This window comes from Paenibacillus sp. FSL R10-2771 (assembly GCF_038000205.1).
GTDB classification, from domain to species: domain Bacteria; phylum Bacillota; class Bacilli; order Paenibacillales; family Paenibacillaceae; genus Paenibacillus_AQ; species Paenibacillus_AQ phytohabitans.
In genome coordinates, this window is the sequence record NZ_JBBOBM010000001.1 from 201,540 (window position 1) to 224,746 (window position 23,207).

Below are 23,207 nucleotides of genomic sequence, written 5' to 3' on the forward strand. Positions count from 1 at the left end.
CAGGAGGTAGGACGATGCTGCGTTTAGGAGAGAAGATTGTCATTGTCGCGGACGCTTTTGAGCAGAGTCTTCCTATCGGAGACTACGGCTACCTAATTGCTTACGACCGCAATCCAGATAATGCGTTTGATTATGTCATTCGTGTTCCCGAGGCCAATAGAAATTTCTATGTTACGGCGGAGGATATTGAGGCCGAAGAGCAATTGCTGGTACTAGAAGCTGAAAGAGCCACGCACGAAGCTTTGATAGATTATGCTCTATCGACGTACAACGAGAAGCTGTTCCATCATTTGATGAACGGTGAGGAAGTTGAAGCGGAAGAGCTGGAGACAACATCCAAAGAAAGTTTGTCCCAGGCGGATTTCATCAAACAGGTGAATCTTCGCGCTTGGATTTAAGCAGAGCCGGCGAAAGCCGGCTTTTTTGTTTGTCGCGTGCCCAGCCAAGCATGCATCACCCTAACCGGTGAAAATGTAGAAATGAATTAGCATTTTTTTCGCGTACAGTAGTGCACACCTTGAAACAAAATGACTATTAACTGAAACGTTTATTACTATTTTGCTCTAGGGACCGGATGATAAGATCAGCAAAGAGCAGGCAGAACTGCTATAAGCTGGGGGTGATAAAAATCGGTTATTGCGGGAAGCTGCCATGGCGCCTTCCCTGCTGTATGCGCTTCCACTCAGGTGCAATCAGAACCGGTCCAGAGTGCGTCCTTGTAAAGTGTTTTCTTTGCGGTAGACTCTGGGCAAGGTGCCGGTGACCTTTTTAAAGGCTTTGGTAAAGTAATTATAATCGGGAATGCCGACTTGCTCCGCAATTTCGTAAATCGGACTATCGGTGTCACCCAGCAGCCTTTTGGCCATTTGGATACGCAGGCTACGGATGTATTCGGCAATGCCCATGCCAAAGTTCTGCTCCGAGAGCTTGTAGAGATGGGATTTGCTGATGCTGAATTCTTTGCACAGAACGGGAACGGACAGCGGTTCCTGGATATGCTCTGTAATATAACCGTCGATCTTTTGTGCCAGCGTATCCTCCTTCAGAACCAGCATCCGGGATAGATACAGGTAGCTGGCGCTCATCTCCATGGTTTTGGCGTAAGCATCAATGACTTCCTTGGAGATGTATTTTTTTCGCTGGAAGGCGCTGTACAGTTTATTCATATCCACATTATAGGGGCTTATATTCTCACAGACCTTCTCCCATAACTCATCGCGGGACCCGGTCTGCAGCAATTGGCCGAACATAATATACCCGATGACCTGATTGTCCGTTTGAATAGGCACCACCGTTTCGGTAAGTCCGGCATGACATTGATAGGTGTAGAGGGTTTTCTCCTTTTTCACTTGGGTGCAGGCTGCCTGGTCGCAGAGGATGCACTGGGCCTCTGCGCGCGGATCACTCCGGATGATGTGGCAATATGTCGAATGACGGGTAGGATAGGCAGCCAGCTCAGTGAAGGAATTGTCGAAAATCACGGTGCGGATACCGGTCAATGTATAGAAATTGCGCAGCAATTCCTTGACTTCGGGTAGGTTGAACAACAAGCTCATGGTGCGGCCTCCTCTTCTTCCGGGTTGTTCTGCGTTGCTGGCAACATTGTACTGTATTTGATATAGGACACACAAACCAAGAGAGACGGAGGTGCTTATTAATGCCGCTAGTCGATATGCCGTTAGAACAATTATTAACGTATGAGGGACGTAATCCCCGTCCGGCCAACTTCGAGGCTTACTGGGAACAAGCACTGCAAGAGATGAGAAATACGGATGCCCGTGTTGAACTGGTGAGAAGCGGGTTTCAGGTTCCGTTCGCCGAATGCTTCCATTTGTATTTCACGGGGACAGGCGGAGCGCGTATCCATGCGAAGCTGGTCAAGCCGAAGCATGTTGCAGGTCCGCACCCGGCGGTAGTGCAGTTCCACGGGTACGCCCATCATTCGGATGACTGGGCCGACAAGCTAATCTATGCTTCCTTGGGCTTTACTATAGCCACATTGGATTGCAGAGGCCAGGGAGGACTGTCCGAAGATGTTGGCGGGGTCAAAGGAACCACACATAAAGGGCACCTGATCCGCGGACTGGATGATGCGCCCGAACGGCTGCTGTTCCGGCAGATCTATCTTGATGCGGCACAGCTCGCTGGAATTGTAATGGACATGCCGGAAGTGGATGCCGCCCGCGTCGGTGCAATCGGCGGATCGCAGGGAGGGGGGCTGGCGCTGGCCTGTGCGGCGCTTGAGCCGCGGATCAACCGGGCTGCGCCAAGTGTCCCGTTCCTGTGTGATTATAAAAGGGTATGGGAAATGGACCTGGCCAGAGATGCTTACGAGGAACTGCGGACGTTTTTCCGTCACCGCGATCCCCAGCACCTGCGGGAGGATGAGATTTTTGAACGGCTCGGCTATATTGATGTTCAACACCTGGCGGACCGGATCAGCGGGAAAGTGATGATGGGGGTAGGATTACTGGATACGGTGTGTCCGCCTTCGACGCAATTCGCCGCCTATAACCGCCTCCGCTGCGAGAAGAAACTGGAGATCTATCCCGATTTCATCCATGAGCGGCTGCCGGGCTTCGAGGACAAAACCATACAATTTCTGCTTGAAATGTGAGAGGCTAACCGCCTCTCTTTATTATTGTTTAAGGGCCTGCTGCAGAGGTATGATGGGACTACAGGGGAGGCTTGTGGAAGGAGAGAGATGCTGTTGATCAGATTTATGAGAACGCTTTCAATTTATCCCAAACTTGTTATGGCTTTCTTGCTTGTCATTATTCCGCTCTACCTGTGGGGTCTAGTCATGAATCAATCCGGACAGGAGGTTGTCCAGAAGCAAATCTCGGAATCCATGGCCAGCCGTGTCCACTTCTATCTGACTTCGCTGGAGACAGAGCTGACACGGCTGACGCGGCTGAAGCTGGAGTATGTCAATGACGATGATTTGCTCTTGCTGGCGACGGTTCCGAACCAGTTGAACGATTATGAAAGGACCCGCGCCTTGTTATCCGCCAAGAGCAAATTATATTTGCTCAAAAGCTCCAGCCCGTTCGTGGAGAACGTTAAGCTGTATATTCCTTCCCTGGACCGGAGCATTAATGCCAACAATTTCGACAGTGAGATGCCGCTTGAAGAACTGGAGGACATTCTGAACCCGGCTCACATGAAATCGCCGATCTTCGGTATGGGCGAGAAGCTGCTGATGAGCGGCGTGTATCCCGATGCCGTGTATGCCGGCCGGCCGCCTGTGCTGGCCATCGAAATTCAGCTGTCACGCCCGGAGATTCTCCGCTCACTCTCCAGCATGGCCGAGGGGGAGGGCGGCGGAGCTGTATGGATGGACACTGGCGGTCAGTGGCAGATTGCCTCCGGTGTGGAGGACTCGCTGCTGGCTGCGTTCGGGGAAGCTCCCCGCGGGGAGTTGCTCAACGACAGCGGCGAGTCCGGCCAATACCGGCTGGAGTCGGCAGGCGTTGACTATTTTGGAGCCAGTGAATATTCACCGCTGCTGGGAACGACTTTGGCCGTGTTTGTTCCTGCGGAAACGGTGCTGGAGCCGCTGAACAAGCATCGCAACTGGATTTGGGGAGAGTCGCTGGTCGCTTTGCTGCTCGCCGTAGTTTTCTCTTACTGGATATACAGGTTTATTCATAAGCCGATGAGGCGGCTGATTACTTCCTTCCGGAGAGTGGAGATGGGTGATCTGAGTGTCAGGCTCTATCACGGCAATCAGGATGAATTCAATTATGTATATAACCACTTCAACCATATGCTGGAGCGGATTCAGGAGTTGATTCATGAGGTGTATGAGCAGCAGATCAGATCCCAGCAATCCGAGCTTAAGCAATTGCAATCGCAGATTAACCCCCATTTTTTTTACAACACCTTCTTCATTCTGCAGGGTCTCGTTCGTATGAGGGAACATGAAGTAGCCGAGCGGATGCTTCACCATCTCAGCGGCTATTTTCAGTTTATTACACGTAGTGGAGCAGAACAGGTCAGTCTGCTTGCAGAGATGAAGCACGCATGGTCTTATGTGGAGATTCAGAATATACGCTTTGCCGGTACAGTTACAGCCGAACTGGAGCCCATACCGCAAGGGTGGGAGACTTCTATGGTGCCTCGGCTCATTGTCCAGCCATTAATTGAGAATGCTTATGCCCACGGGCTGGAGAACAAGCTGGCAGAAGGGACGCTGCGGGTAACCTTCCGGGAGGAAGGGGCGGACCGGCTTGTCATCGGGGTGGAAGACAACGGCGAATCGCTGGACGATGAACAGCTGAATGCGCTGCGCAGAACGCTGGCTCTTGCTGAAGAAGCTATGGAGACGACAGGAATACTCAATGTGCACCGCCGGCTTCAGTTGAACTATGGTCCGGCGTTCGGAATTGAGGTGTCACGCAGCGGGCTGGGCGGATTGAAGGTGCTGCTGATGATAAGACGGGAAGAAGGGAGACAGCCATGATCAGACTGCTGATTGTCGATAATGAACGGTGGATTGTACGGAACCTGCTTGATCTGTTCGGGCACTGGGACAAGCTGGAGCTGGAGGTATACGGTGCTTATTCCGCTGCGGAGGCACTGGAGCAGCTCGGAAAGATGAAGTTCGATATTGTATTGTCCGATATCCGTATGCCGGGAATGGACGGGCTTGAGCTGCAGCAGGAAATCAGACGCCACTGGCCGTGGTGCAAAATTATTTTTTTGAGCGGATATAACGAATTTGATTATATACAGCAAGTCATGCGTGGCGGCGGGGTGGACTACCTGTTAAAGACAGAAGGTGAGGAAGCGATTCTTCACGCTGTGGAGCAGGCCGCTGCGCAGCTATATGCGGCGGTGGAAGCAGAGGAGCTGATCGAGCGGGCACACCGGCAGCTCCAGCTTGTCCGTCCCCTGCTGCTGGGCGATTATTTGCTGGAGCTGTTGCAGGGGGACAGCCCGCTCGTAAGCCAGCTTGCACATAAATTCCAGGAGCTGGAATGCCCGCTGGATGCCGGATGCGGCGTAATGCTCGCCATCGGGCGCGTGGACGATTGGCGGGACGAGCTTAGTGTAGCAGAGAGGGAGCTGATGCTGTACGCTATCCGGAATATTGCCGAAGAATATTGGCTCCCCTCCGTGCGCTGCCTCAGTCTGCGTTATGAGAAGAACAAGCTGCTGTGGCTGCTGCAGCCTATGGCAGATGCTCCGGAGGACAGGGAGCGGGCGCTCCGGTTCATCCATGGGACGCTTGAGACGATCGCCATGAGCTGCAAGCGGCTGCTGAAGCTGCGGCTGTCGTTCTCGGCCGGTGCAGCATTTCGCCCCTGGGAGGAGGCGCCCCGGCAGTTCAGCACCCTGAAGGCGCTGCTGGGACGGGGACTCGGCATGGGCAAGGAGCTTGTTCTGATCGAACAGCGCAAGGAAGCTGGAGATGAGGCGCAGCAGGCAGAGCTGCACAATCATGAAATTAGCAGCCAATTGGGGAAGCTGGGAGCCATGGCGGCTTATTTGGACAACGGACAGCAGGAGCATTTTTTTCTCGAATTCGGCAAGCTGGCAGCGTTGGCCTCCCCTTCGCGTGGCACCGACAACCGGCTGAAGCTGGAGATCTACTATTCGCTCATGTGTTTGTTGCTGTCTTATATGAACCGCTGGGAACTGCATGAGGTCATCGGAGAGTCCATTGATTTGGACAAGCTTACAAGATATGAGGCCCACCCTTCTTGGGAGAGCGCGGAAGATTATTTGTCGGCGCTGGCCATGCGGCTGTTTGAACAAAAGCAAGATGACCAGGTCTACCGCGAGCATGATTTGATTACCCGCGTCCGGTTGTACGTGGAGCACCATTTGGCCGGCGATCTCTCACTGACCCGGATCGGTGATGTCGTCGGCTACAATCCGTATTACTTGACCCGGTTGTATAAGCGTTTAACGGGCCAGTCGTTGCCGGATTACGTGGCTTCCTCCCGGTTGGCGGAAGCCCAGAAGCTGCTGGAGGGTGGCAGTCTGATTGTGCAGGACATTTCGAAAGCGGTCGGCTTTATGACGGAGCAATCCTTCTACCGCTTTTTCAAGAAGGAGACCGGCATTACTCCCCAGGAATACAGAGAGCGGCATACCTTATCCAAATCGGATAATCAAAAGTGAAAATCGGCGAGTAGAGGGGTTAGGGGAAGCGAGCCTATAATAATGCTAAATAAGGCGAACTTTCACGAAAGACCCACCAAGATTTAGGGGGGATAAGAAGTGAAGGGAAAGAGATTGGCAGTCTTGACGTCTTACGGAATCGTTCTGTCGCTTCTGCTGAGCGCTGGCAGTCCCGGAACGGACAGAAGCTTGAACTCTGCGGAACATGAAGCCTACCCGTTTGGAAAATACGATCCGCCGATTCAGCTTCATATCGCGCGTCCGGTTGATCAGACCTGGACGTATCCCGGCGGTGACAGCATTGAAGATAATATCTGGTACCGGGAGTACCGCAGCCTGCTGGGCATCGAAATTGAACACGATTGGACCGCCTTGCCGGGCGAGTACAACCGCAAGCTGAATGTCCTGATCGCATTGGGCAGTCTGCCGGAGATGTTCTCCGTCTCGGCAGGCCAGCTCAAACAGCTGGCCGATGCGGATCAATTGGAAGATCTGACCGCGGTCTACGAGCGCTACGCTTCCAGCCGCACCAAAAAACTGCAGATGGGAGACGGCGGCGCGGCCTTGGCTTCCGCCACGTTCAACGGCAAACTGCTGGCCATTCCCATCGTCAATGCTCCGATCTACGAAGCCAATCTGCTGTGGGTGCGTACGGACTGGCTGGACAAATTGGGTCTGCCTGAGCCCAAAACGCTGGAGGAGGTGTTTGCGATTGCCGATGCATTTACGGGGCAAGATCCCGACGGCAACAACCAACAGGATACCTTTGGCCTGGCGATCAATAATTACCTGTATGGCGGCATTGCCTCAGTTACGGGATTCTTCAATGCGTATCACGCCTATCCGCAGACCTGGATCAAGGACGGGAACGGTCAAGTGATTTACGGTTCCATACAGCCCGAGATGAAGCGTGCGCTGGGCAAGCTTCAGGAGATGTATAAGAGCGGGCAGCTGGACCGGGAATTCGGTGTCAAGGACAGCAACCAGGTGGTGGAGGATATTTCCGCGAACAAGCTCGGCATGACGTTCGGCGCCAACTGGAATCCCTATGTATTCCTGGATGCTGTACGACAAAACCCCGGAATGGAGTGGAAGCCGTTTGCGGTGCCTTCGGTGGATGGCGTGCCGGCCAAGGCCAGCGTAGGCTTCTCGGCCAGCGGATATGTCGTAGTGCGCAAAGGCTATCAGCACCCGGAGGCTGTGGTGAAAATGCTGAACCTGCATGAAGAGGTGGTTCACGGCTCCAGACGCGGCGAAGGCGAATTCATTACCGTGGAAGAAGCCGGCGGACGGATCAACACCTCCAGGCTGTCCTTTGTCCAATCCGGTGTATCCAACGAGGATGTGGCAGAGTCGTTGTCGTTACTGCGCGAGGCCATCAGGAACGAGGATGGAAGCCTGCTGAAGGATGCGCTCACCGAAACCGACAAATACGGGCCGACTCTTGATTACCTGACAACCGGGAATATGGATAATTGGGCCGTTGCCCATCAATATTTCGGGTTCGAGACGACCATGGACCACTATAGCGGCGACCGGCTGCTGATGACTGCCTTCGGCGGACAGACCCCTACGATGACAGAGAAGTGGGCCATGCTGGACAGACTCGAGAAGGAAACCTTCACCAAAATTATTATGGGGGCGGTTTCCATTGATGAATTCGATAGATTCGTAAAGGATTGGAACCGGCTTGGCGGTAAGGCGATCCTGGAAGAAATTAATGAACCGTATGGAGGAGAGTGAACGAGCAGCATGAGCAAATTATTCTACAAGCCTGAAGACGGCTGGCTGGCCGACGTTATCCCGTTCTATGAAGACGGCGAGTTTAAGCTGCTGTATCTGAAAGATTGGCGCGACAGGGAAGGACACGGTGAAGGCACGCCGTGGTTTCTGCTGGGGACCCGGGATTTCATTCACTACAAGGAATACGGAGAGGTTCTGCCGAGGGGCGGGGTATCCGAGCAGGACCTGTATATCTATACGGGATGCGTGCTGAAGAAAGACGGACTGTATCATATTTTCTATACCGGCAACAATTTTCATTATCCGGCGGAGGGCAAGGCGCAGCAGGCAGTGATGCATGCGGTCAGCAGTGATTTTGTACATTGGGAAAAACGGCCGCAGGATGCCTTCTACGCGCCAACGGAGGTCTACGAGGAGCATGACTGGCGCGATCCGTTTGTGTTCTGGAACGAGGAGGCGGGGGAATATTGGATGCTGCTTGCCGCCCGGTTAAAGGAAGGGCCAGCGGGCCGCCGCGGTTGCGTTGCCCTATGCGCCTCCAAGGACTTGACCGGCTGGGAGGTACGCGATCCGTTCTGGGCTCCCTACTTGTATACGACTCACGAATGCCCGGATCTGTTCCGGATGGGGGAATGGTGGTACCTTCTGTACTCGACATTCTCGGACCGTACAGTCACGCATTACCGGATGAGCCGCTCGCTGCAGGGGCCTTGGCTGGCGCCGGAGAACGATGCACTTGATACCCGGGCATTCTATGCCGCCAAGACCTGGACTGACGGTGAGCGGCGTTATGCATTCGGATGGAACCCGACGCGGGAAGGCGAGCATGACGGGGGCACCTGGCAATGGGGCGGACATCTGGTTGTGCATGAAGTCGTACAGGGCACGGAGGGTGAGCTGCTTGTAAAAGTGCCGGATACCCTGAATGCTGCGTTCAATAAGGAAAGCGCTTTATCCTTCACCGAAGTGCTCGGACGCTGGAAGTTCAGCGGCAGCACGGCCGCGGTTACAGCAGCCGATTCCTTCGCCGGTGCCTATGCGGGGCCATTACCGGACGGCGCCTGCAAGCTGGAGGCGACGATAACGTTCGCTCCCGGCACCCGGGGCTGCGGCATTGTTCTGCGGACCGATCAGGAGTTCGGGCAGGGGTATATGATCCGGCTGGAGCCGGGCCGTAACCGGATTGTTGTTGACCAGTGGCCGAGGAAGGGAGATGTCCCCTACGCCGTCGGCATGGAGCGGCCGCTGCAATTACTGCCGGAAACCGCCTGCTCGTTAAGCATATATCTGGAAGATCAGGTATGCGTAGTCTATGTGAACGAGGAGCTTGCGTTAAGCACACGGCTGTATGATTTCCAGCAGGGAGGGACGGGGCTGTTCGTGAGTGAGGGGAGTGCGGAATTCATATTCAGGCAGTTTGCAATGTAGGTCCATTCCAATCCGGATGAAGAGAGGGGATAGGTAATGATCAATGTTGTAAGAAGAACAGTGATGGTATGTGTGGCGTGTATCCTTTTATATAGCAGTCTGCCGGGCTTTAGTTCTGCAGATACGGCTAATGTAAAGGTGACGATTGATTCCGGCACGGCCGCCATCGACTTCACTTATGGCACGATAAACCTGGCCCGCGGCAACGAAGGCAAGCTGACCGGTATCCGCCATCTGGCGCAGAACAATCTGTGGAATGATACGGCTGCTTCTACCGTTTCAGCGAAGAGAGGGCATGTCACCTATGAACACACCTGGGGGTCGGGCACTTCGCTGGCTGAGCTGGAGACAACGGTTGCCCGTAAATATGACGGTACCTTGACCGTCAGCCAGCATGCGCAGACAGAGCAGCCAGGCATATCGGGCGTGCAATGGGGATTCATTATCCCCGATACGTATGATCTGATTATTCCCGCACTGGGCGGGATCCGGCTCACTGCCGAATCACCGGACGCCGCCTATGGCTTCTCCCAGTTCACCTATCCCGATGTCTGGGAGGCGCAGATGTTTCTTGTGCAGGGGGCAGAGGGCGGACTGCTGGTTCATGCGGATGACAATGCCGGTTTCTTCAAAACATTGCATGTGAAGCATGAGAATGGCAGCTTCTATGTAGGTATAGAGACGCAAGCGCCCGCTCCATTTCAGCAAACGACCAAGGCGGTCTCCACCGATTGGCGGCTTATAGCCTACGCCGGTGACTGGGCAAAAGGATCCGCGATGTACCGGGAGTGGGCAGATGGTGCCTTCGGGTTAGCTGAATCTTCCGCGAAGGCACCGGATTGGGCCAAGGATATCGGATTCACGGTGCTGACGGATCTGGAAGACCAGCCGATGCTTGAGGAGCTTGCACAGCGGGTAGATGCGGAGCGGACGCTGCTGGTTGTTCCCGGCTGGAGAGCAGACCCCTATGATGTGAATTTTCCCAATTATGAGCCGAAGCCGGATATCGCAGCCAGGATCGACGCTGCCCAGGCGCTGGGATTCCGCGTCATGCTGTATGTAAATATATTTGGAACATCATTTAACAACGAGAATTATACACAGATGCAGCCCTATCAGGTGAAAGATCCGTTCACGCTGGAGAGGAAGCGCTGGGAGTATACAGCAGGATCGGAACAGATTTCATTTGCCGTTATTAATCCGGCGGCGGAGGCGTGGCGGGAACTCTTCGTTAACAAGATGACTGCCCTGGTGAATGAGGTCGGACCGGACGCGCTGCACCTGGACCAGTCGCTGCTCATGTATAACGATGCCAACGGCCTGATTGACGGCAACAACATGATGCAAGGCAATATCGCCCTGCACCGCGAGCTTAGAGAAGCGCTGCCGGATATCGCCTTGGGCGGGGAGAGCCTGAATGAAATCACGACACGGTACGAGTCCTTTGCGCAGCGCCATGCCTATGGAATCTTCTCCGCGAGCGGAACATGGGATGACAGCAAAATCAGTCAGGTGGTTCCGGCCAGCTCAGCGATTTTTGCCCCGTATACGACCATTTACGGTCATCCCGATCATGCGAACCCGATCACGGAGGATTATTTCATGGCCTGGCATAAGGTTGTTCAGAACCGGCTGGGGGCTATTCCGATGCTCACAAGACCTAATCTGGGCCAGATCGCCAATCCTACGCCGCTGATGGAACAATTGCTGGATGAAGCGGGCTGGTACCAGAGTGCACAGCCTACAGCTGATTTCAGCAATATGTCTGATCCCACTCTGTTTGCTTTCAGGACAGCAAACGGCGGCATTGCCAAATATGTGCGCGATTCCTATGGCGAGAAGCTGACCGCCTACGACGGGAACCCTTCCGGCGGGGGCACCGACATCATGCGTTATTTGTACGGGGCAGAGACCTATCCGTTGCCGGGAAGCATTCCGGGGTGGCTGCTCTATGATGAACAGAAGCTGTTCGGGCTGGACCCGGACAAAACGTATCTGTATTTGAACCAGGTCCGTGATCCCGAGGGATTCCATGTCTATGAGTGGCCGGAGGATGTGGCGCTGAAACGGCTGTCCAGCCGGTCCACCCACACCACCATCGTTATGGACGACAAGCTTCAGTCCGGTGATATAGATCTGCTGAATTACGAGGGACCGGTTAGAGCAGGAGAGGTTCTGGGAGACGGTACCGTCCATACTACCGCTGCCCCGTTCCCTACCACGGGCGGATTCTCCTACTCCTTCCCCGGAGGAGGAACTGTGCAGCACTGGGGCGACCGGATCCTGGCCCATCCGCCTTACGCAGGACAGTGGCAGGGCGGGCATACCTGGCTGGAATTTGACATCAGTCTGCCCGCAGCAGCGGCAGCGAGCTTTCAAGCGGGTGTGCAGCTGGGCTCCGAGCAGAACGTTGCGAGCAGTGACGGTGTCACCTTCAAGGTATCCGCCTGGGATAAGGCAGAAGCGCCTGGGGACCGTACGGTGCTGAGTGAAGAGCAGTTCAGCAGAAGTGCCTCACCTACAGCCATGGAGCTGGATTTGTCGGAATTAGCAGGCAAAGAAGTGACCCTCCGGCTGGAGACGCATCCCGGTGTGACGGTGGACAATGATTCTGCCGTATGGGTGGCGCCGACGGTAGCCGTTGCAACTTACGGCGGCAACCGCAGCGTAAGCTTCAAGGTGAACAGCCCGCTGCCCTTAACTGTGGTGCAATCCAGCTACGGAGCAGCCTCGTCTGTAAGTCTAGGTAACAATCACTACGAAATTACAGCACCTGCCTCGGGTACGGTGTATCTGATTCACAACGTGTCTGCTCCTGTGCAGCTGCCATTATCGTTACCCGGCGCTCCATATCATTCGAGCCTGGTGTTCGAGGACGGAAGCGAAGGGCAAGCCCAGTCTCCGTTCGGCGGATTCCCGGGAAGCGGCTCTGTACTCGGTCTTGAGAAGCAGGGGCTGGATGCCCACCCGCCGCAGCACGGGCAGACGCATATTGAATATGCCTTGAATTTGCCCGCAGACACGCAGGCTGTACTGCAGGGATTCGCCGGCATTAAGGACGGATCGGATGACTCCCAGGGCGCCGGCTTCCGCATAGCGGTGAACGGAACCGTAAAGTGGTCGCAGGATATGATGCCGGGCGGGGCCTGGACGCCGTTCAGTATCCCGCTGGCCGAATATGCCGGAACTTCGGTCATCATCACCCTGATCACCGATTCTTTGGGCGATTACGGATATGACCGGGCCTTCTGGGGCCAGCCGGCTCTGATTGTGCAATAAAGAGATCATGCAGAAACCGAATATGAGGGGGAAGCAAAATCATGAGAAAAATTGCCGCTTTATCTATTAGTACCGTTCTTTTGGCCCTGACAGCCTGCAGCTCACCATCCAATACCAAAGACACTGCCAGCTCCAGTGCCGATCCCAAGCAACCCATTGACCTGCGGGTAGGCCGTTATTCCCTGCCCACCTGGGGGTATCCCGCAGGGGATGATTTTGCGAACAACATCTGGTACCGGCATTATGCTGACAAGTTCAATCTGAACGTCATACACGAATGGACAGCTCTGCAGAATGAATACAATGAGAAGCTGAACATCGTCATTGCCTCGGGATCGATTCCGGATATCGTCATCGAAGCCTCCACCAACCAGCTGGAGACCATGGTAAAGGCCGGTATGACAGCGGATCTGACCGATGTTTTCGAGGAGCATGCTTCTGATTTGACGAAGGAGATTCTCACCGGTGACGGCGGCCTTGCGATGGATTCGGCTACCTTTGACGGCAAGCTCATGGCTTTGCCCTACACGACCTCGGTCATCTATGAACCCAGTCTGCTGTGGGTGCGGCAGGACTGGCTGGATAAGCTGAACCTGCCTGTGCCGAAGACCATTGACGATGTGATTGCGGTGGCCAAGGCCTTCAAGGAACAGGACCCGGACGGCAACGGCATCGACGACACCGGCGGGCTGGCGTTCAGCAACTGGTTATTCGACGGGATTACCTCCACCACCGGATTCTTCAACGGCTACCATGCCTATCCGCAGAGCTGGCTCAAAGGAGATGACGGCAAAATCACCTACGGCAGCGTGCAGCCTGAAATGAAGAATGCCTTGGCTAAGCTCAGAGAAATGTATCAGGCCGGCCTGATTGATCCTGAGTTTGGCATGAAGGATACGACCAAGGTAACGGAGGAGGTCAGCGGCGGCAAATACGGCATCAGCTATGGACGCTGCTGGAATGTATACATGTACGGCACGGGCCTGGAGGGCCAGCCGGATATGGTCTGGACCCCACTGGCGGCCCCGAGCGCCGACGGGCAGGATGTGTTTGCCAATGTAGGCACAACCGTGGTGAGCTATTACGCGGTGAACAAAGACTATAAGCATCCCGAAATTCTCGTCCAATTGTTGAATGATTACAACGAGATGGCTTACGGTCCGAACCGGAATGATCCCGAGGTCAAGAAATTCTTTGCTTTCGAAAAAGGGCAGACCATTGTGGAACAGGGGCACTTGTCTCTGGCCCGGACTCTTACGACCGATGATGCTACCGTGAAATCTTTGGAATACCTGATCGAAGCCATCGAGAAGCGCGATCCCAGCAAGCTGGATCAGGCTCTGACCGAGACGGGGAAATACGAACCGAGCATAGCTTATCTGGACGGCAAGGGGACCGGCTATATGGAGTATCACCAGGTCAAAGCCTTCAAAACGATTGTGGAGGGCTATGGCACGGATCATCTGATTCCCCAGGCTTATGGAGGCACCACAGAAACGATGCTGAATAAAATGGGCATTCTGGGCGATTATGAACGTGAAATTTTCACGAAGATCATCATGGGTGCAGAGCCTATTGATGCATTCGATACTTTCGTATCCGAGTGGCACAAGCTGGGCGGCCAGCAGATTCTGGACGAGATCAACGCCAGCTTGTGATGAAAGGGGTAGCCTATTGTGAGAGCATTGCACCTGAAGAGCCGCTTCAGACATGAGTTGCCGTATCATTTGTTTTTGATACCGGGAATTATACTGGCCGTTCTATTCTGCTATATCCCGATGATGGGGATTGTCATGGCCTTCCAGAACTTTAGCGTGTTCAAGGGCTGGCTTGAGGGTCCGTGGGTCGGGATGGACAATTTCAAATATATTATTTCCATGCCCCGCTTCGGGCAAGTCATGTATAACACGATCTATATCTCGATTTTGAAAATTGTATTTTCATTGATTGTGCCTATCGTTGTTGCGCTGCTGCTGAACGAAATGCGCGGCCAGAGGCTGAAACGGGTGCTGCAAACTGCGATGTACCTGCCTTATTTCCTGTCCTGGGTGGTTTTGGGCGGCATTATCCTGGATGTCCTCAGTCTGGAGGGGGTGATTAACAGCCTCATCCAGGCCTTTGGCGGAGAGCCGGTGGGCTTCCTGTCCAGCAACCGGCTGTTTCCCGGCGTACTGGTCACTACTGAAGTGTGGAAGAACTTTGGCTTCAATACGATTATCTATATGGCTGCGCTAACCTCCATCAATCCGGATTTATATGAAGCGGCCATGATTGACGGAGCCAGCCGCTGGCGGCAGATCTGGCATGTTACGCTGCCCGGCATTCGTCCCACAATCATTCTTCTGGCTACTCTGAGTCTCGGCAATGTGCTGAACGCCGGGTTTGAGCAGGTATTCATGCTGCTCAATCCGCTGGTGGTCGATTCCGGCGATATCCTGGATACGCTGGTCTACCGGCTGGCCTTCAATCAGGCGCAGTACAGCGTAGCGACAGCCGTAGGACTGTTTAAATCCCTGGTGTCCGGAGTACTTATTTCAGTTTCCTATTATATGGCTTATAAGTTTGCCGATTACCGCATTTTTTGAAAGGGGGAGCAAGGGTGAAATACCGTTTGAACGGCAGCACCGTGTTCGCAGTATTCAACAAAGTGTTTCTCATTCTCTTGGGAATCCTCTGCATTGCGCCGATTGTCAATACGTTAGCCATTTCCTTCAGCTCCGCCTCGGCGGTGGCGATGGGGAAGGTACGGTTTTTTCCGTCGGACTTTTCACTGGACGCTTATAAATTTATCGCTACCCGTCCGGAATTCCTAAGATCCTTGGGCGTGGCTGTGATCCGGGTGCTTGTAGGGAGCGCCCTGCAGATGCTGGTTACTTTTATTTCGGCTTATCCCCTTTCCAGGGAGAACAGGGATTTCAGCATGCGGACGTTTTATGTATGGTTTTTCATGTTCACCATCCTGTTCAGCGGAGGCATTGTGCCCCTGTACATGCAAGTGAAATCCCTCCACATGCTGGATACCATGATGGTACTGGTCCTGCCGACAGCCCTGGCGGTCTTCAACATCGTTCTGATGATCAATTTCTTCAGAGGACTGCCCCGGGAACTGGATGAGTCCTTCCGCATAGATGGAGCCGGACACTGGACCATCCTGTGGCGGTTATACTTCCCGCTGTCCTTGCCTGCTTTTGCGACCATCCTGCTGCTGGCTATGGTAGGGCATTGGAATAGCTGGTTTGACGGAATGATCTTCATGAACCAGACCGAGAACTATCCGCTCGCCACCTATTTGCGCTCCATTATTGTCAGCTTCGATTTCAGCAATGTGAGGTCTGAGGATGCCGCACTCCTGGCCAGCATCTCACCGCGCACGACCAAGAGCGCACAGATCATTCTGGCCACGTTGCCCATCTTGTGTGTATACCCTTTTTTACAGCGTTATTTCGTGTCTGGTCTCGTTCTGGGAAGCGTGAAGGGATAGTTCCAAAAACTATTTACAGTAGGAGAAATGGATTATGCAGAAAATTGCCAGCGGAATCTTTAAGCTGACCTTCGGAACACCCGAAGAATTTACACCGGTATCGGTATTGAAGCCTGTCACATGTCTCGAAGCGCTGAATGCGCTTGAAGATCATCCGCTTCCCTTTCTAAGGGAGGATATTCATTTTCAACCGCGCCAGGGCTCCGTATTGCTGGAGATTCCCTTGGAGCCGGAAGAGGAAGTATACGGTTTGGGCTTACAGCTTAAATCGTTCAGACAGAGCGGCAGCAAGAAGAAGCTGCGCACGAATTCCGACCCGTCCGCGGATCTGGGAGACTCCCATGCGCCGGTTCCCTTTTATGTAAGTACTGCCGGTTATGCCATTCTGGTGGATACGGCCCGGTACGCGACCTTTTTCAGCGGAGGGTGCAAGAGAGTTGGCAGCAAGCAGGATCTGGAAGGCTTCGAATCGGCAGGCACCGAGAAGGGGCACTGGGAAGTGAAAAAGGGAAGCGGCAATATGCTGGTGGATATCCCTGCGGCGCAAGGAGTAGATATTTATGTGTTTTGCGGCGGGGATATGAAGGACGCGGTCAGCCGCTATAATCTGTTCAGCGGCGGCGGGGCGTTACCTCCGATGTGGGGATTGGGTGTCATGTACCGTGCAGACTGGCATGCGGATCAGGAGGATGTCCTGCAGTTAGCCCGGCAAATCAGGGAAGATGAGATGCCCTGCGACATGTTTGGTCTGGAGCCCGGCTGGCAGACGAACGCCTACTCCTGCACCTATGTGTGGGACAGCAACAGATTTCCGGATGAGAAAAGGCTGATCCAGGATCTGAATGATATGGGGTACCGGCTTAATCTGTGGGAACATGCTTATGTGCATCCTGATAGTCCTGTCTTCCCGGAGCTGAAGCCTTATTCGGCCGACAGCTATGTATGGGACGGTCTGGTGCCGGATTTCACGCAAGCTGAGGCCCGGAAAGCCTTCACGGACATCCATCAGCCCTTCATTGAGGCGGGGTTGTCAGGCTTCAAGCTGGATGAATGTGATAACGGCGATTATATCGGCAACTGGGGTTTTCCCGATTTCGCCCGTTTTCCGGGAGGGGCGGACGGGGAGCAGATGCACAGCTTGTTCGGCCAGCTCTATCAGCAAACGATGCTCGCCCCGTTCAAGGCAGCGGATCGCCGGACCTATGGACAGGTGCGCGCTTCCCATGCGCTCGCGGCGCCCTATCCCTATGTACTGTACAGCGACCTCTACGATCATGAAGACTTCGTACGGGGGCTGGCCACAGCGTCCTTCTCAGGCCTGCTCTGGTCGCCGGAGGTCCGTCAGACAGCAACGAGGGAAGAGCTGCTGCGCCGGATTGGCGCTGTGATTTTCTCGCCTCTGGCGGTGCTTAACTGTTATATGATTCCTTCGCCGCCATGGAAGCAATTCGATCATGACAAGAACCATGCCGGTGAATGGCTGGAGGATTGGCCCCAACTGGCGCAGCAATGCAGAAAGCTTCTGCAAATCCGAATGAGTCTGATTCCTTACTTGTATGCCGCATTTGGCAGATACCGCCAGCAGGGAGTACCCCCTATACGTCCCTTGGTGATGGATTACCCGGGTGACTCTGAGGTGCTGGATTGCTTCGACCAGTTCATGGTTGGAGAGGATCTTATGGCTGCTCCTGTTGTCTATGGTAACGGTGACACACGTAAAATCTACCTGCCTCAAGGCCGCTGGTACGAACGATTGAACGGAGAGTGGCTGAACGGCGGACAATGGATCACCCGCCAGGTTGCTGAGGATGAAGTTCCTCTGTATATCAAACAGGGCGCGCTAATTCCTTGGGCAGAGCCCGTTCTATGTGTCCGGGACAACACCGTTTTTAATGTAGAGCCCGTTCTGTACGGTGCGGAAGCAGGGGAATGCTCGCTTTTATGTGATGATGCAGTAAGCTATTCCATGATTTCTGAGAGCCTGCCTTTTGCCACAATTAAGGTGACCCAAGAAGGCGGTCTGAGCATAGATGAACAAGACATAATCTCTGAGCGCTATAGTATAGCCGGTGTGAAATACGTCCCGGATGGGGAGAGGGGCTGAACCGGGGACATGGCCGTCGATCTCATAGGCCTAGATATAGGGTCAACAGGAACGAAATGCCTGATCATGGCTCCAACGGGTGAGGTGCTGGCCCAGGCATACAGGGAATACCCCATGGAATCGCCGGAAAACGGCTGTTATGAGCTGAGTCCGCAGCGGGTGTGGGAAGCGGTTCAAGCTGTGATCAGTTCCGCAATGAACAAGTATGACAGACCGCCTGCCATGCTTGCCGGACTGTCCGTTTCTTCCTTTGGGGAGGCTGCCGTTCTGCTCGACAGCGGGGGCTGCGTGCTTGGAAACAGCCTGCTGTATATTGACAAGCGGGGAAGCGAGCAACTGGAGGTTTTGGTGGAGCATATCGGAGAAGAGAACATCATCGGCAAGACGGGTCTTCATCCCCATCCGATGTACACCCTCTCCAAATTGATGTGGTACCGGGAAGAGCGGCCGGACATTTATGAGCGGCTTCACACCTTTCTGCCGTTTGGATCATTCATTCTCTATAAGCTGGGTGCAGGACTGGTAATCGACTATTCGCTGGCGTCCAGAACGCTGGCCTTTGATGTCCACCGGCTTGAGTGGGATGAGGAGATTATCCGGGCGTCAGGCTTAAGGAGCGGGATATTTCCCCAGGCGCTGGAGCTTGGATCACGGCTGGGCAATATATCACCCGCAGCGGCTGAGGCGCTGGGGTTGCCTGCCCACCTTCAGCTGGTGCTCGGCGGACATGACCAGGTATGCGCTGCCATTGGCGCGGGAGTCACGGAAGAAGGCTCGGCCGTAGACGGCATTGGCACCGTAGAGTGCATCACGCCGGTCTTTCATAAAATGCAGGTCAATGATAAGGCGCTTGCGCTTAGCAAGCTGGCGCTGGTTCCTTATATCCAGGGAAGTTATACCACCTATGCGTTTAATTTCACTGGCGGCTCACTGCTCAAGTGGTACAGGGACCAGTTCGGTTATGAAGAGAAATGTGCGGCAGATGAGTCCGGCCGGAGTGTCTATGAGATTATGGGCGAGAGCGCCGGAGAAGGTCCTACAGACATTTTGGTACTGCCGCATTTTGCCGGCTCAGGCACTCCATACATGAATCCGGCTGCGGTTGGGGTCATCGCGGGCTTGAATTTCAACACCACGAAGGGTGAACTGTACAGAGCCTTGATGGAGGGCGTCACCTATGAGATGAGGCTCAATCTGGATTGTCTGGAGCAAGCGGGTATGCGTATCAGAGAACTAAAAGCCTGCGGCGGCGGTGCCAAGTCCGCCCTGTGGCTGCAAATCAAGGCGGACATCATGAACAGGGCCGTCATCGCCCTTGATATCGAAGAGGCGGGTATTCTAGGAGCGGTTATTCTGGCCGGGGTGGCGCTGGGAGTGTTCCCTTCCTATGCAGAAGCTGCCCGCCGTTTGGTGAAAATGGGCACTACCTTCTATCCGCGCCCTGAGAACCGTAGGCACTATGACGAGAATTACGCCAAATATAAACGGCTGTATCAAGCAGTGAATAACGTCATGTCGAACCCATAGGAGATGCTGAAGAATGCCATTAGTGACCCTGAAAGAGTTAATGAAGGATGCCGAAGCCAAGCGTTATGCCGTCGGCGCGTACAATGTGATTAATTTGGAGATGATCCGGGGAATCATTGCCGGGGCCGAGGAGGCGCGTTCACCGGTCATTCTGTCCTTTGCGGAAGTGCATATTCCGCTTGTTCCGCTGGAGGTGATCGCTCCAATTATACTGGCGGCTGCGAGGCAAGCGCAGGTTCCCGTTGCGGTACACCTGGATCACGGCCAGGATCACGAAATTCTGATCCGGGCGATGCAGCTCGGCTTCTCGTCGGTGATGTTCGATGGCGCGCATCTGCCGCTGGAGGAGAATATCCGCCAGACCAATGAGATCAGCAAAATCGCCAAGGCGCTCGGAGTTTCCGTAGAAGCCGAACTTGGCAAGATTCTGCGTCCGGAGGGCGGCGGAGCGGAGGAAGAGATCGAAGAATATGATCCGGACGATGTTTACACCAATCCCCAAGAAGCACAAACCTTTATTGAACATACCGATGTCGATGCGCTCGCCGTTGCTTACGGGACTGCGCACGGTGTTTATCTGACAGAACCGGTTCTGGATTTTGAGCGTTTGAAGCTCATCAAAGAGCTTACCGGCCTGCCGCTGGTGATGCATGGCGGGTCCGGACTGGATGAAGCCGCCTATATCACCTCCATACAGTGCGGCATCCGCAAGCTCAACTATTATTCCAATATGGCGCATGAAGTGGCGAATACCCTCCAGGCGAAATTGGCGGCCAACAGCGCGAAGCAGCACAAAAGCTATTATCATGACATATCCAGATGGGCTATGGAAGCAGTGCAGCAGGATATTGTGCGCACGATGAGAATTTTCGGGAGTGCCGGACAAGCCTGAGGCTTGCCTTCCCGGGTGCAGGAGGAATGGCGGTATGGCAAGACTTTATGGCAGAGAATGGACCCGGCGCGAGCTGGAGGCCAGAGTTGGCCGAATAGAGCAGCTTGCGGGAGTGCAGCCCTTTGTAATGAGAGAGGGGCCGGAGGCCGGTCAGGAAGTGTTCCGCGTGCGGACGGGCTCAGGCCTCTCCTATTGGGTGCATCCCGGGAAAGGAATGGATATCTCTTTGGCTGAATTTTGCGGCATTCCGGTTAGCTGGTCTGCCGCCAACGGCGATCCCCATGCTGCTTATTTCAGGGAAGAAGGGAATCACTGGCTGCAGACGGCTTCCGGCGGTTTGCTGATGACTTGCGGCTTGTCACAGGCGGGTGCGGCCGGCCGGGACGAATACGGAGCTTATGGATTGCATGGGCAGATCCATCATACACCCGCACGCCAGGCTTCATATCAGGCGGAATGGCAAGGCAATGAATATGAGATGCGCCTGCGGGGAGTCGTAGAGGAGACGTCCATTTTTGGACATAAGCTGCGTTTGACCCGCACGATTACAAGCAGGCTTGGAGAGAACAGTTTGCAGCTTTGCGATAGCGTGGAGAATGCAGGCTTTACCCCGGCCCCGCATCTGATGCTGTATCATTTCAACTTTGGCTTTCCGCTGCTTGCAGAGGATACCAGGATCATCTTGCCGGAGAGCAGCTGTGCTCCGCGTGATGATGATATGGAGATATCAGGGATACATGAATGGCAGGCGCCGGATCAACGTTTCAAGGAACAAGTGTACTACCATGAGCCATTGGAGCGGCAAACATACATCTGCGCTCAAATCAGCAGCCCTTCTTTTCCTGTACCCGGCTTATCCTCTTCTGCGGGAGGCCTGACGGCAGAGCTGAAGTGGGATCAGCGGACGCTGCCCAGACTGGTGCAGTGGAGAATGCCCGGAGCAGGCGAACATGTGCTGGGACTCGAGCCGTCCAATTGCTGGACCCGGGGGAGAGCGGAAGAGCGCGGAGCGCATTCTTCGAAGCTGCTTGAGCCTGGAGAGGCCGTTCATTACGAAATTGAATTGAAATTCAAAACGAGTTGAACAAACGGAGGAATTTGATATGCTGCAGGCTAAGCCTTATGTATTCTGGTTTGTCACAGGGAGCCAAGGTTTGTACGGAGAGGATGTACTCGAGCAAGTGGAGGAGAATTCCAGGAAAATGGTGGAGGAGTTAAACCGCGAAGGGGGCCTTCCGTATCCGATCCAATTCCGCGAAACGGTTACGGCTCCGGAAGCGATTCTGCGAGTTTGCCTTGAAGCCAATTCCAGCGGGACCTGCGCGGGGGTGATCACATGGATGCACACCTTCTCTCCGGCCAAAATGTGGATCTCGGGGCTGACCCAGCTGCGCAAGCCGCTGCTGCATCTCCATACCCAATACAATATCGAGATTCCCTGGGACAGTATTGATATGGAGTTTATGAACTTGAACCAGGCGGCGCATGGCGACCGTGAGTTCGGATTCATCGGCGCCCGCCTGCGCATGGCCCGAAAGATTATTGCGGGCCACTGGAAGGATGAAGAGGTGCGTGCAAGAATCGGAGGGTGGATGAAGACGGCGGCGGGCTATACCGGGAGCCAGACGATGAGAATCGCCAGGTTCGGCGACAATATGCGTGATGTCGCGGTGACGGAAGGCGATAAGGTGGAGGCGCAAATCAAGCTGGGGTGGACGGTCAACGGTTATCCGGCCGGCGATCTGGCTGAACGGGTTCGGAGTGTAAGTGATGCCAAGCTTCGTACGCTGATGGATGAATACGCCGAATTGTACGATTTTACGGATCAGGGACGTGCCGATGGCGCTGAACGGGAAGCCATTCGTGAACAGGCGCGGATGGAGATTGCGCTGAGCGAATTTTTGGAGGAGGGCGGATATACAGCGTTCGTGACCAGCTTCCAGGACCTGCATGGACTGAAGCAATTGCCGGGGCTGGCGGCTCAGCGGCTGATGGCGGCAGGCTACGGCTTCGGCGGTGAAGGCGACTGGAAGACGGCCGCGCTGGTACGGATGATGAAGATTATGGCCGGGAATCAAGGCACCTCTTTCATGGAGGATTATACGTATCATCTGCAAGAGGGCAATGAAATGGTGCTGGGTTCCCATATGCTGGAGATCTGCCCGTCCCTGGCTGCGGACAGACCAAGGATTGAAGTGCATCCCTTGTTTGTCGGCGGGAAGGAAGCTCCGGCGCGTCTAATATTTGGCGGCGCAAGCGGCACAGGAATCAATGCTACCCTGGTGGATATGGGCGACCGGTTCCGCCTGATCGTCAATGAAGTGAATGCCGTACAGAATGAACATAGAATGCCTCATCTGCCGGTAGCGCGCCTCCTCTGGCAGCCGCAGCCGTCCTTGACCCGTGCATCGGAAGCCTGGATTCTGGCCGGGGGTGCACATCACTTCGCCTTTTCCTTCCACACAACGAGTGAACAGCTCCGGGATTGGGCGCGCATGGCAGGAATCGAGTGTCTTGTCATCGACGCCTCCAGCACCTTGATTTCACTTGAAAATGAGCTGCGCTGGAATGACCTGTATTACAGGTTGAATCATTAGCCGGATTAAGCTTAATCAGTCAAA

16 protein-coding genes are annotated in these 23,207 nt (G+C 54.4%); 15 read left to right on the top strand and 1 reads right to left on the bottom strand.

Going from position 1 to position 23,207, the window contains the following annotated elements:
* Positions 1 to 14 precede the first annotated feature (14 nt).
* Positions 15 to 398, top strand: coding sequence for a hypothetical protein (locus tag NSU14_RS00965; RefSeq protein WP_039303101.1), 384 nt, complete (start codon positions 15 to 17; stop codon positions 396 to 398).
* A 294-nt stretch (positions 399 to 692) separates the two neighbouring features.
* Here NSU14_RS00965 and NSU14_RS00970 read toward each other — a convergent pair whose 3' ends face one another.
* Positions 693 to 1,556: a PocR ligand-binding domain-containing protein gene (locus NSU14_RS00970; protein WP_042139995.1), complete on the bottom strand. Its 864-nt coding sequence runs from the start codon at positions 1,554 to 1,556 to the stop codon at positions 693 to 695.
* A gap of 101 nt (positions 1,557 to 1,657) precedes the next feature.
* Between NSU14_RS00970 and NSU14_RS00975 the strand changes: the two genes are divergently transcribed.
* The 14 genes from NSU14_RS00975 to araA all read left to right on the top strand — a co-directional run bounded on the left by NSU14_RS00975 (position 1,658) and on the right by araA (position 23,183).
* Complete coding sequence (locus tag NSU14_RS00975; protein ID WP_042139994.1) at positions 1,658 to 2,617, top strand: acetylxylan esterase; 960 nt, start codon at positions 1,658 to 1,660, stop codon at positions 2,615 to 2,617.
* A gap of 105 nt (positions 2,618 to 2,722) precedes the next feature.
* Positions 2,723 to 4,465, top strand: coding sequence for a sensor histidine kinase (locus NSU14_RS00980; RefSeq protein ID WP_340942187.1), 1,743 nt, complete (start codon positions 2,723 to 2,725; stop codon positions 4,463 to 4,465).
* Entirely contained in the window at positions 4,462 to 6,132 is a 1,671-nt protein-coding gene (locus NSU14_RS00985) for a response regulator (RefSeq protein ID WP_340942189.1), read from the top strand. Before NSU14_RS00980 ends, NSU14_RS00985 begins: the two co-directional genes overlap by 4 nt.
* Positions 6,133 to 6,231: 99 nt before the next feature.
* Positions 6,232 to 7,875 (top strand): extracellular solute-binding protein, encoded by a 1,644-nt coding sequence (locus NSU14_RS00990; RefSeq protein WP_340942191.1) that lies wholly within the window; start codon positions 6,232 to 6,234, stop codon positions 7,873 to 7,875.
* A gap of 9 nt (positions 7,876 to 7,884) precedes the next feature.
* Positions 7,885 to 9,303, top strand: a complete 1,419-nt coding sequence (locus tag NSU14_RS00995; RefSeq protein ID WP_340942193.1) for a family 43 glycosylhydrolase — start codon at positions 7,885 to 7,887, stop codon at positions 9,301 to 9,303.
* 36 nt (positions 9,304 to 9,339) lie between these two features.
* Positions 9,340 to 12,582, top strand: a complete 3,243-nt coding sequence (locus NSU14_RS01000; RefSeq protein ID WP_340942196.1) for a DUF6259 domain-containing protein — start codon at positions 9,340 to 9,342, stop codon at positions 12,580 to 12,582.
* Positions 12,583 to 12,623: 41 nt separating this feature from the next.
* Entirely contained in the window at positions 12,624 to 14,240 is a 1,617-nt protein-coding gene (locus tag NSU14_RS01005; protein ID WP_076248497.1) for an extracellular solute-binding protein, read from the top strand.
* 18 nt (positions 14,241 to 14,258) lie between these two features.
* On the top strand, positions 14,259 to 15,167 hold the full coding sequence (locus NSU14_RS01010; protein ID WP_371916306.1) for an ABC transporter permease: 909 nt from the start codon (positions 14,259 to 14,261) through the stop codon (positions 15,165 to 15,167).
* 14 nt (positions 15,168 to 15,181) lie between these two features.
* Positions 15,182 to 16,063, top strand: coding sequence for a carbohydrate ABC transporter permease (locus NSU14_RS01015; protein ID WP_042139988.1), 882 nt, complete (start codon positions 15,182 to 15,184; stop codon positions 16,061 to 16,063).
* A gap of 34 nt (positions 16,064 to 16,097) precedes the next feature.
* On the top strand, positions 16,098 to 18,167 hold the full coding sequence (locus NSU14_RS01020; protein WP_340942200.1) for a TIM-barrel domain-containing protein: 2,070 nt from the start codon (positions 16,098 to 16,100) through the stop codon (positions 18,165 to 18,167).
* 9 nt (positions 18,168 to 18,176) lie between these two features.
* The gene (locus NSU14_RS01025) at positions 18,177 to 19,694 is read left to right on the top strand and encodes an FGGY-family carbohydrate kinase (RefSeq protein WP_340942203.1); all 1,518 of its coding nucleotides are present in this window, start codon (positions 18,177 to 18,179) and stop codon (positions 19,692 to 19,694) included.
* A 13-nt stretch (positions 19,695 to 19,707) separates the two neighbouring features.
* Complete coding sequence (locus NSU14_RS01030; RefSeq protein ID WP_340942205.1) at positions 19,708 to 20,586, top strand: class II fructose-bisphosphate aldolase; 879 nt, start codon at positions 19,708 to 19,710, stop codon at positions 20,584 to 20,586.
* Positions 20,587 to 20,620: 34 nt separating this feature from the next.
* Positions 20,621 to 21,670: a DUF4432 family protein gene (locus NSU14_RS01035; protein WP_336101152.1), complete on the top strand. Its 1,050-nt coding sequence runs from the start codon at positions 20,621 to 20,623 to the stop codon at positions 21,668 to 21,670.
* Positions 21,671 to 21,689: 19 nt separating this feature from the next.
* Positions 21,690 to 23,183, top strand: coding sequence for an L-arabinose isomerase (araA, locus tag NSU14_RS01040; RefSeq protein WP_340942208.1), 1,494 nt, complete (start codon positions 21,690 to 21,692; stop codon positions 23,181 to 23,183).
* Positions 23,184 to 23,207 lie beyond the last annotated feature (24 nt).

Excerpts from the sequence above, each read along its gene's own strand:
- NSU14_RS00965 (WP_039303101.1), top strand. The coding sequence starts at position 15 with ATGCTGCGTTTAGGAGAGAAGATTGTCATTGTCGCGGACGCTTTTGAG.
- NSU14_RS00985 (WP_340942189.1), top strand. The coding sequence starts at position 4,462 with ATGATCAGACTGCTGATTGTCGATAATGAACGGTGGATTGTACGGAAC.
- NSU14_RS01035 (WP_336101152.1), top strand. The coding sequence starts at position 20,621 with ATGGCAAGACTTTATGGCAGAGAATGGACCCGGCGCGAGCTGGAGGCC.
- NSU14_RS00995 (WP_340942193.1), top strand. The coding sequence starts at position 7,885 with ATGAGCAAATTATTCTACAAGCCTGAAGACGGCTGGCTGGCCGACGTT.
- araA (WP_340942208.1), top strand. The coding sequence starts at position 21,690 with ATGCTGCAGGCTAAGCCTTATGTATTCTGGTTTGTCACAGGGAGCCAA.
- NSU14_RS01025 (WP_340942203.1), top strand. The coding sequence starts at position 18,177 with ATGGCCGTCGATCTCATAGGCCTAGATATAGGGTCAACAGGAACGAAA.
- NSU14_RS00980 (WP_340942187.1), top strand. The coding sequence starts at position 2,723 with ATGAGAACGCTTTCAATTTATCCCAAACTTGTTATGGCTTTCTTGCTT.
- NSU14_RS00970 (WP_042139995.1), bottom strand. The coding sequence starts at position 1,556 with ATGAGCTTGTTGTTCAACCTACCCGAAGTCAAGGAATTGCTGCGCAAT.
- NSU14_RS00975 (WP_042139994.1), top strand. The coding sequence starts at position 1,658 with ATGCCGCTAGTCGATATGCCGTTAGAACAATTATTAACGTATGAGGGA.
- NSU14_RS01005 (WP_076248497.1), top strand. The coding sequence starts at position 12,624 with ATGAGAAAAATTGCCGCTTTATCTATTAGTACCGTTCTTTTGGCCCTG.
- NSU14_RS01030 (WP_340942205.1), top strand. The coding sequence starts at position 19,708 with ATGCCATTAGTGACCCTGAAAGAGTTAATGAAGGATGCCGAAGCCAAG.
- NSU14_RS01020 (WP_340942200.1), top strand. The coding sequence starts at position 16,098 with ATGCAGAAAATTGCCAGCGGAATCTTTAAGCTGACCTTCGGAACACCC.
- NSU14_RS01000 (WP_340942196.1), top strand. The coding sequence starts at position 9,340 with ATGATCAATGTTGTAAGAAGAACAGTGATGGTATGTGTGGCGTGTATC.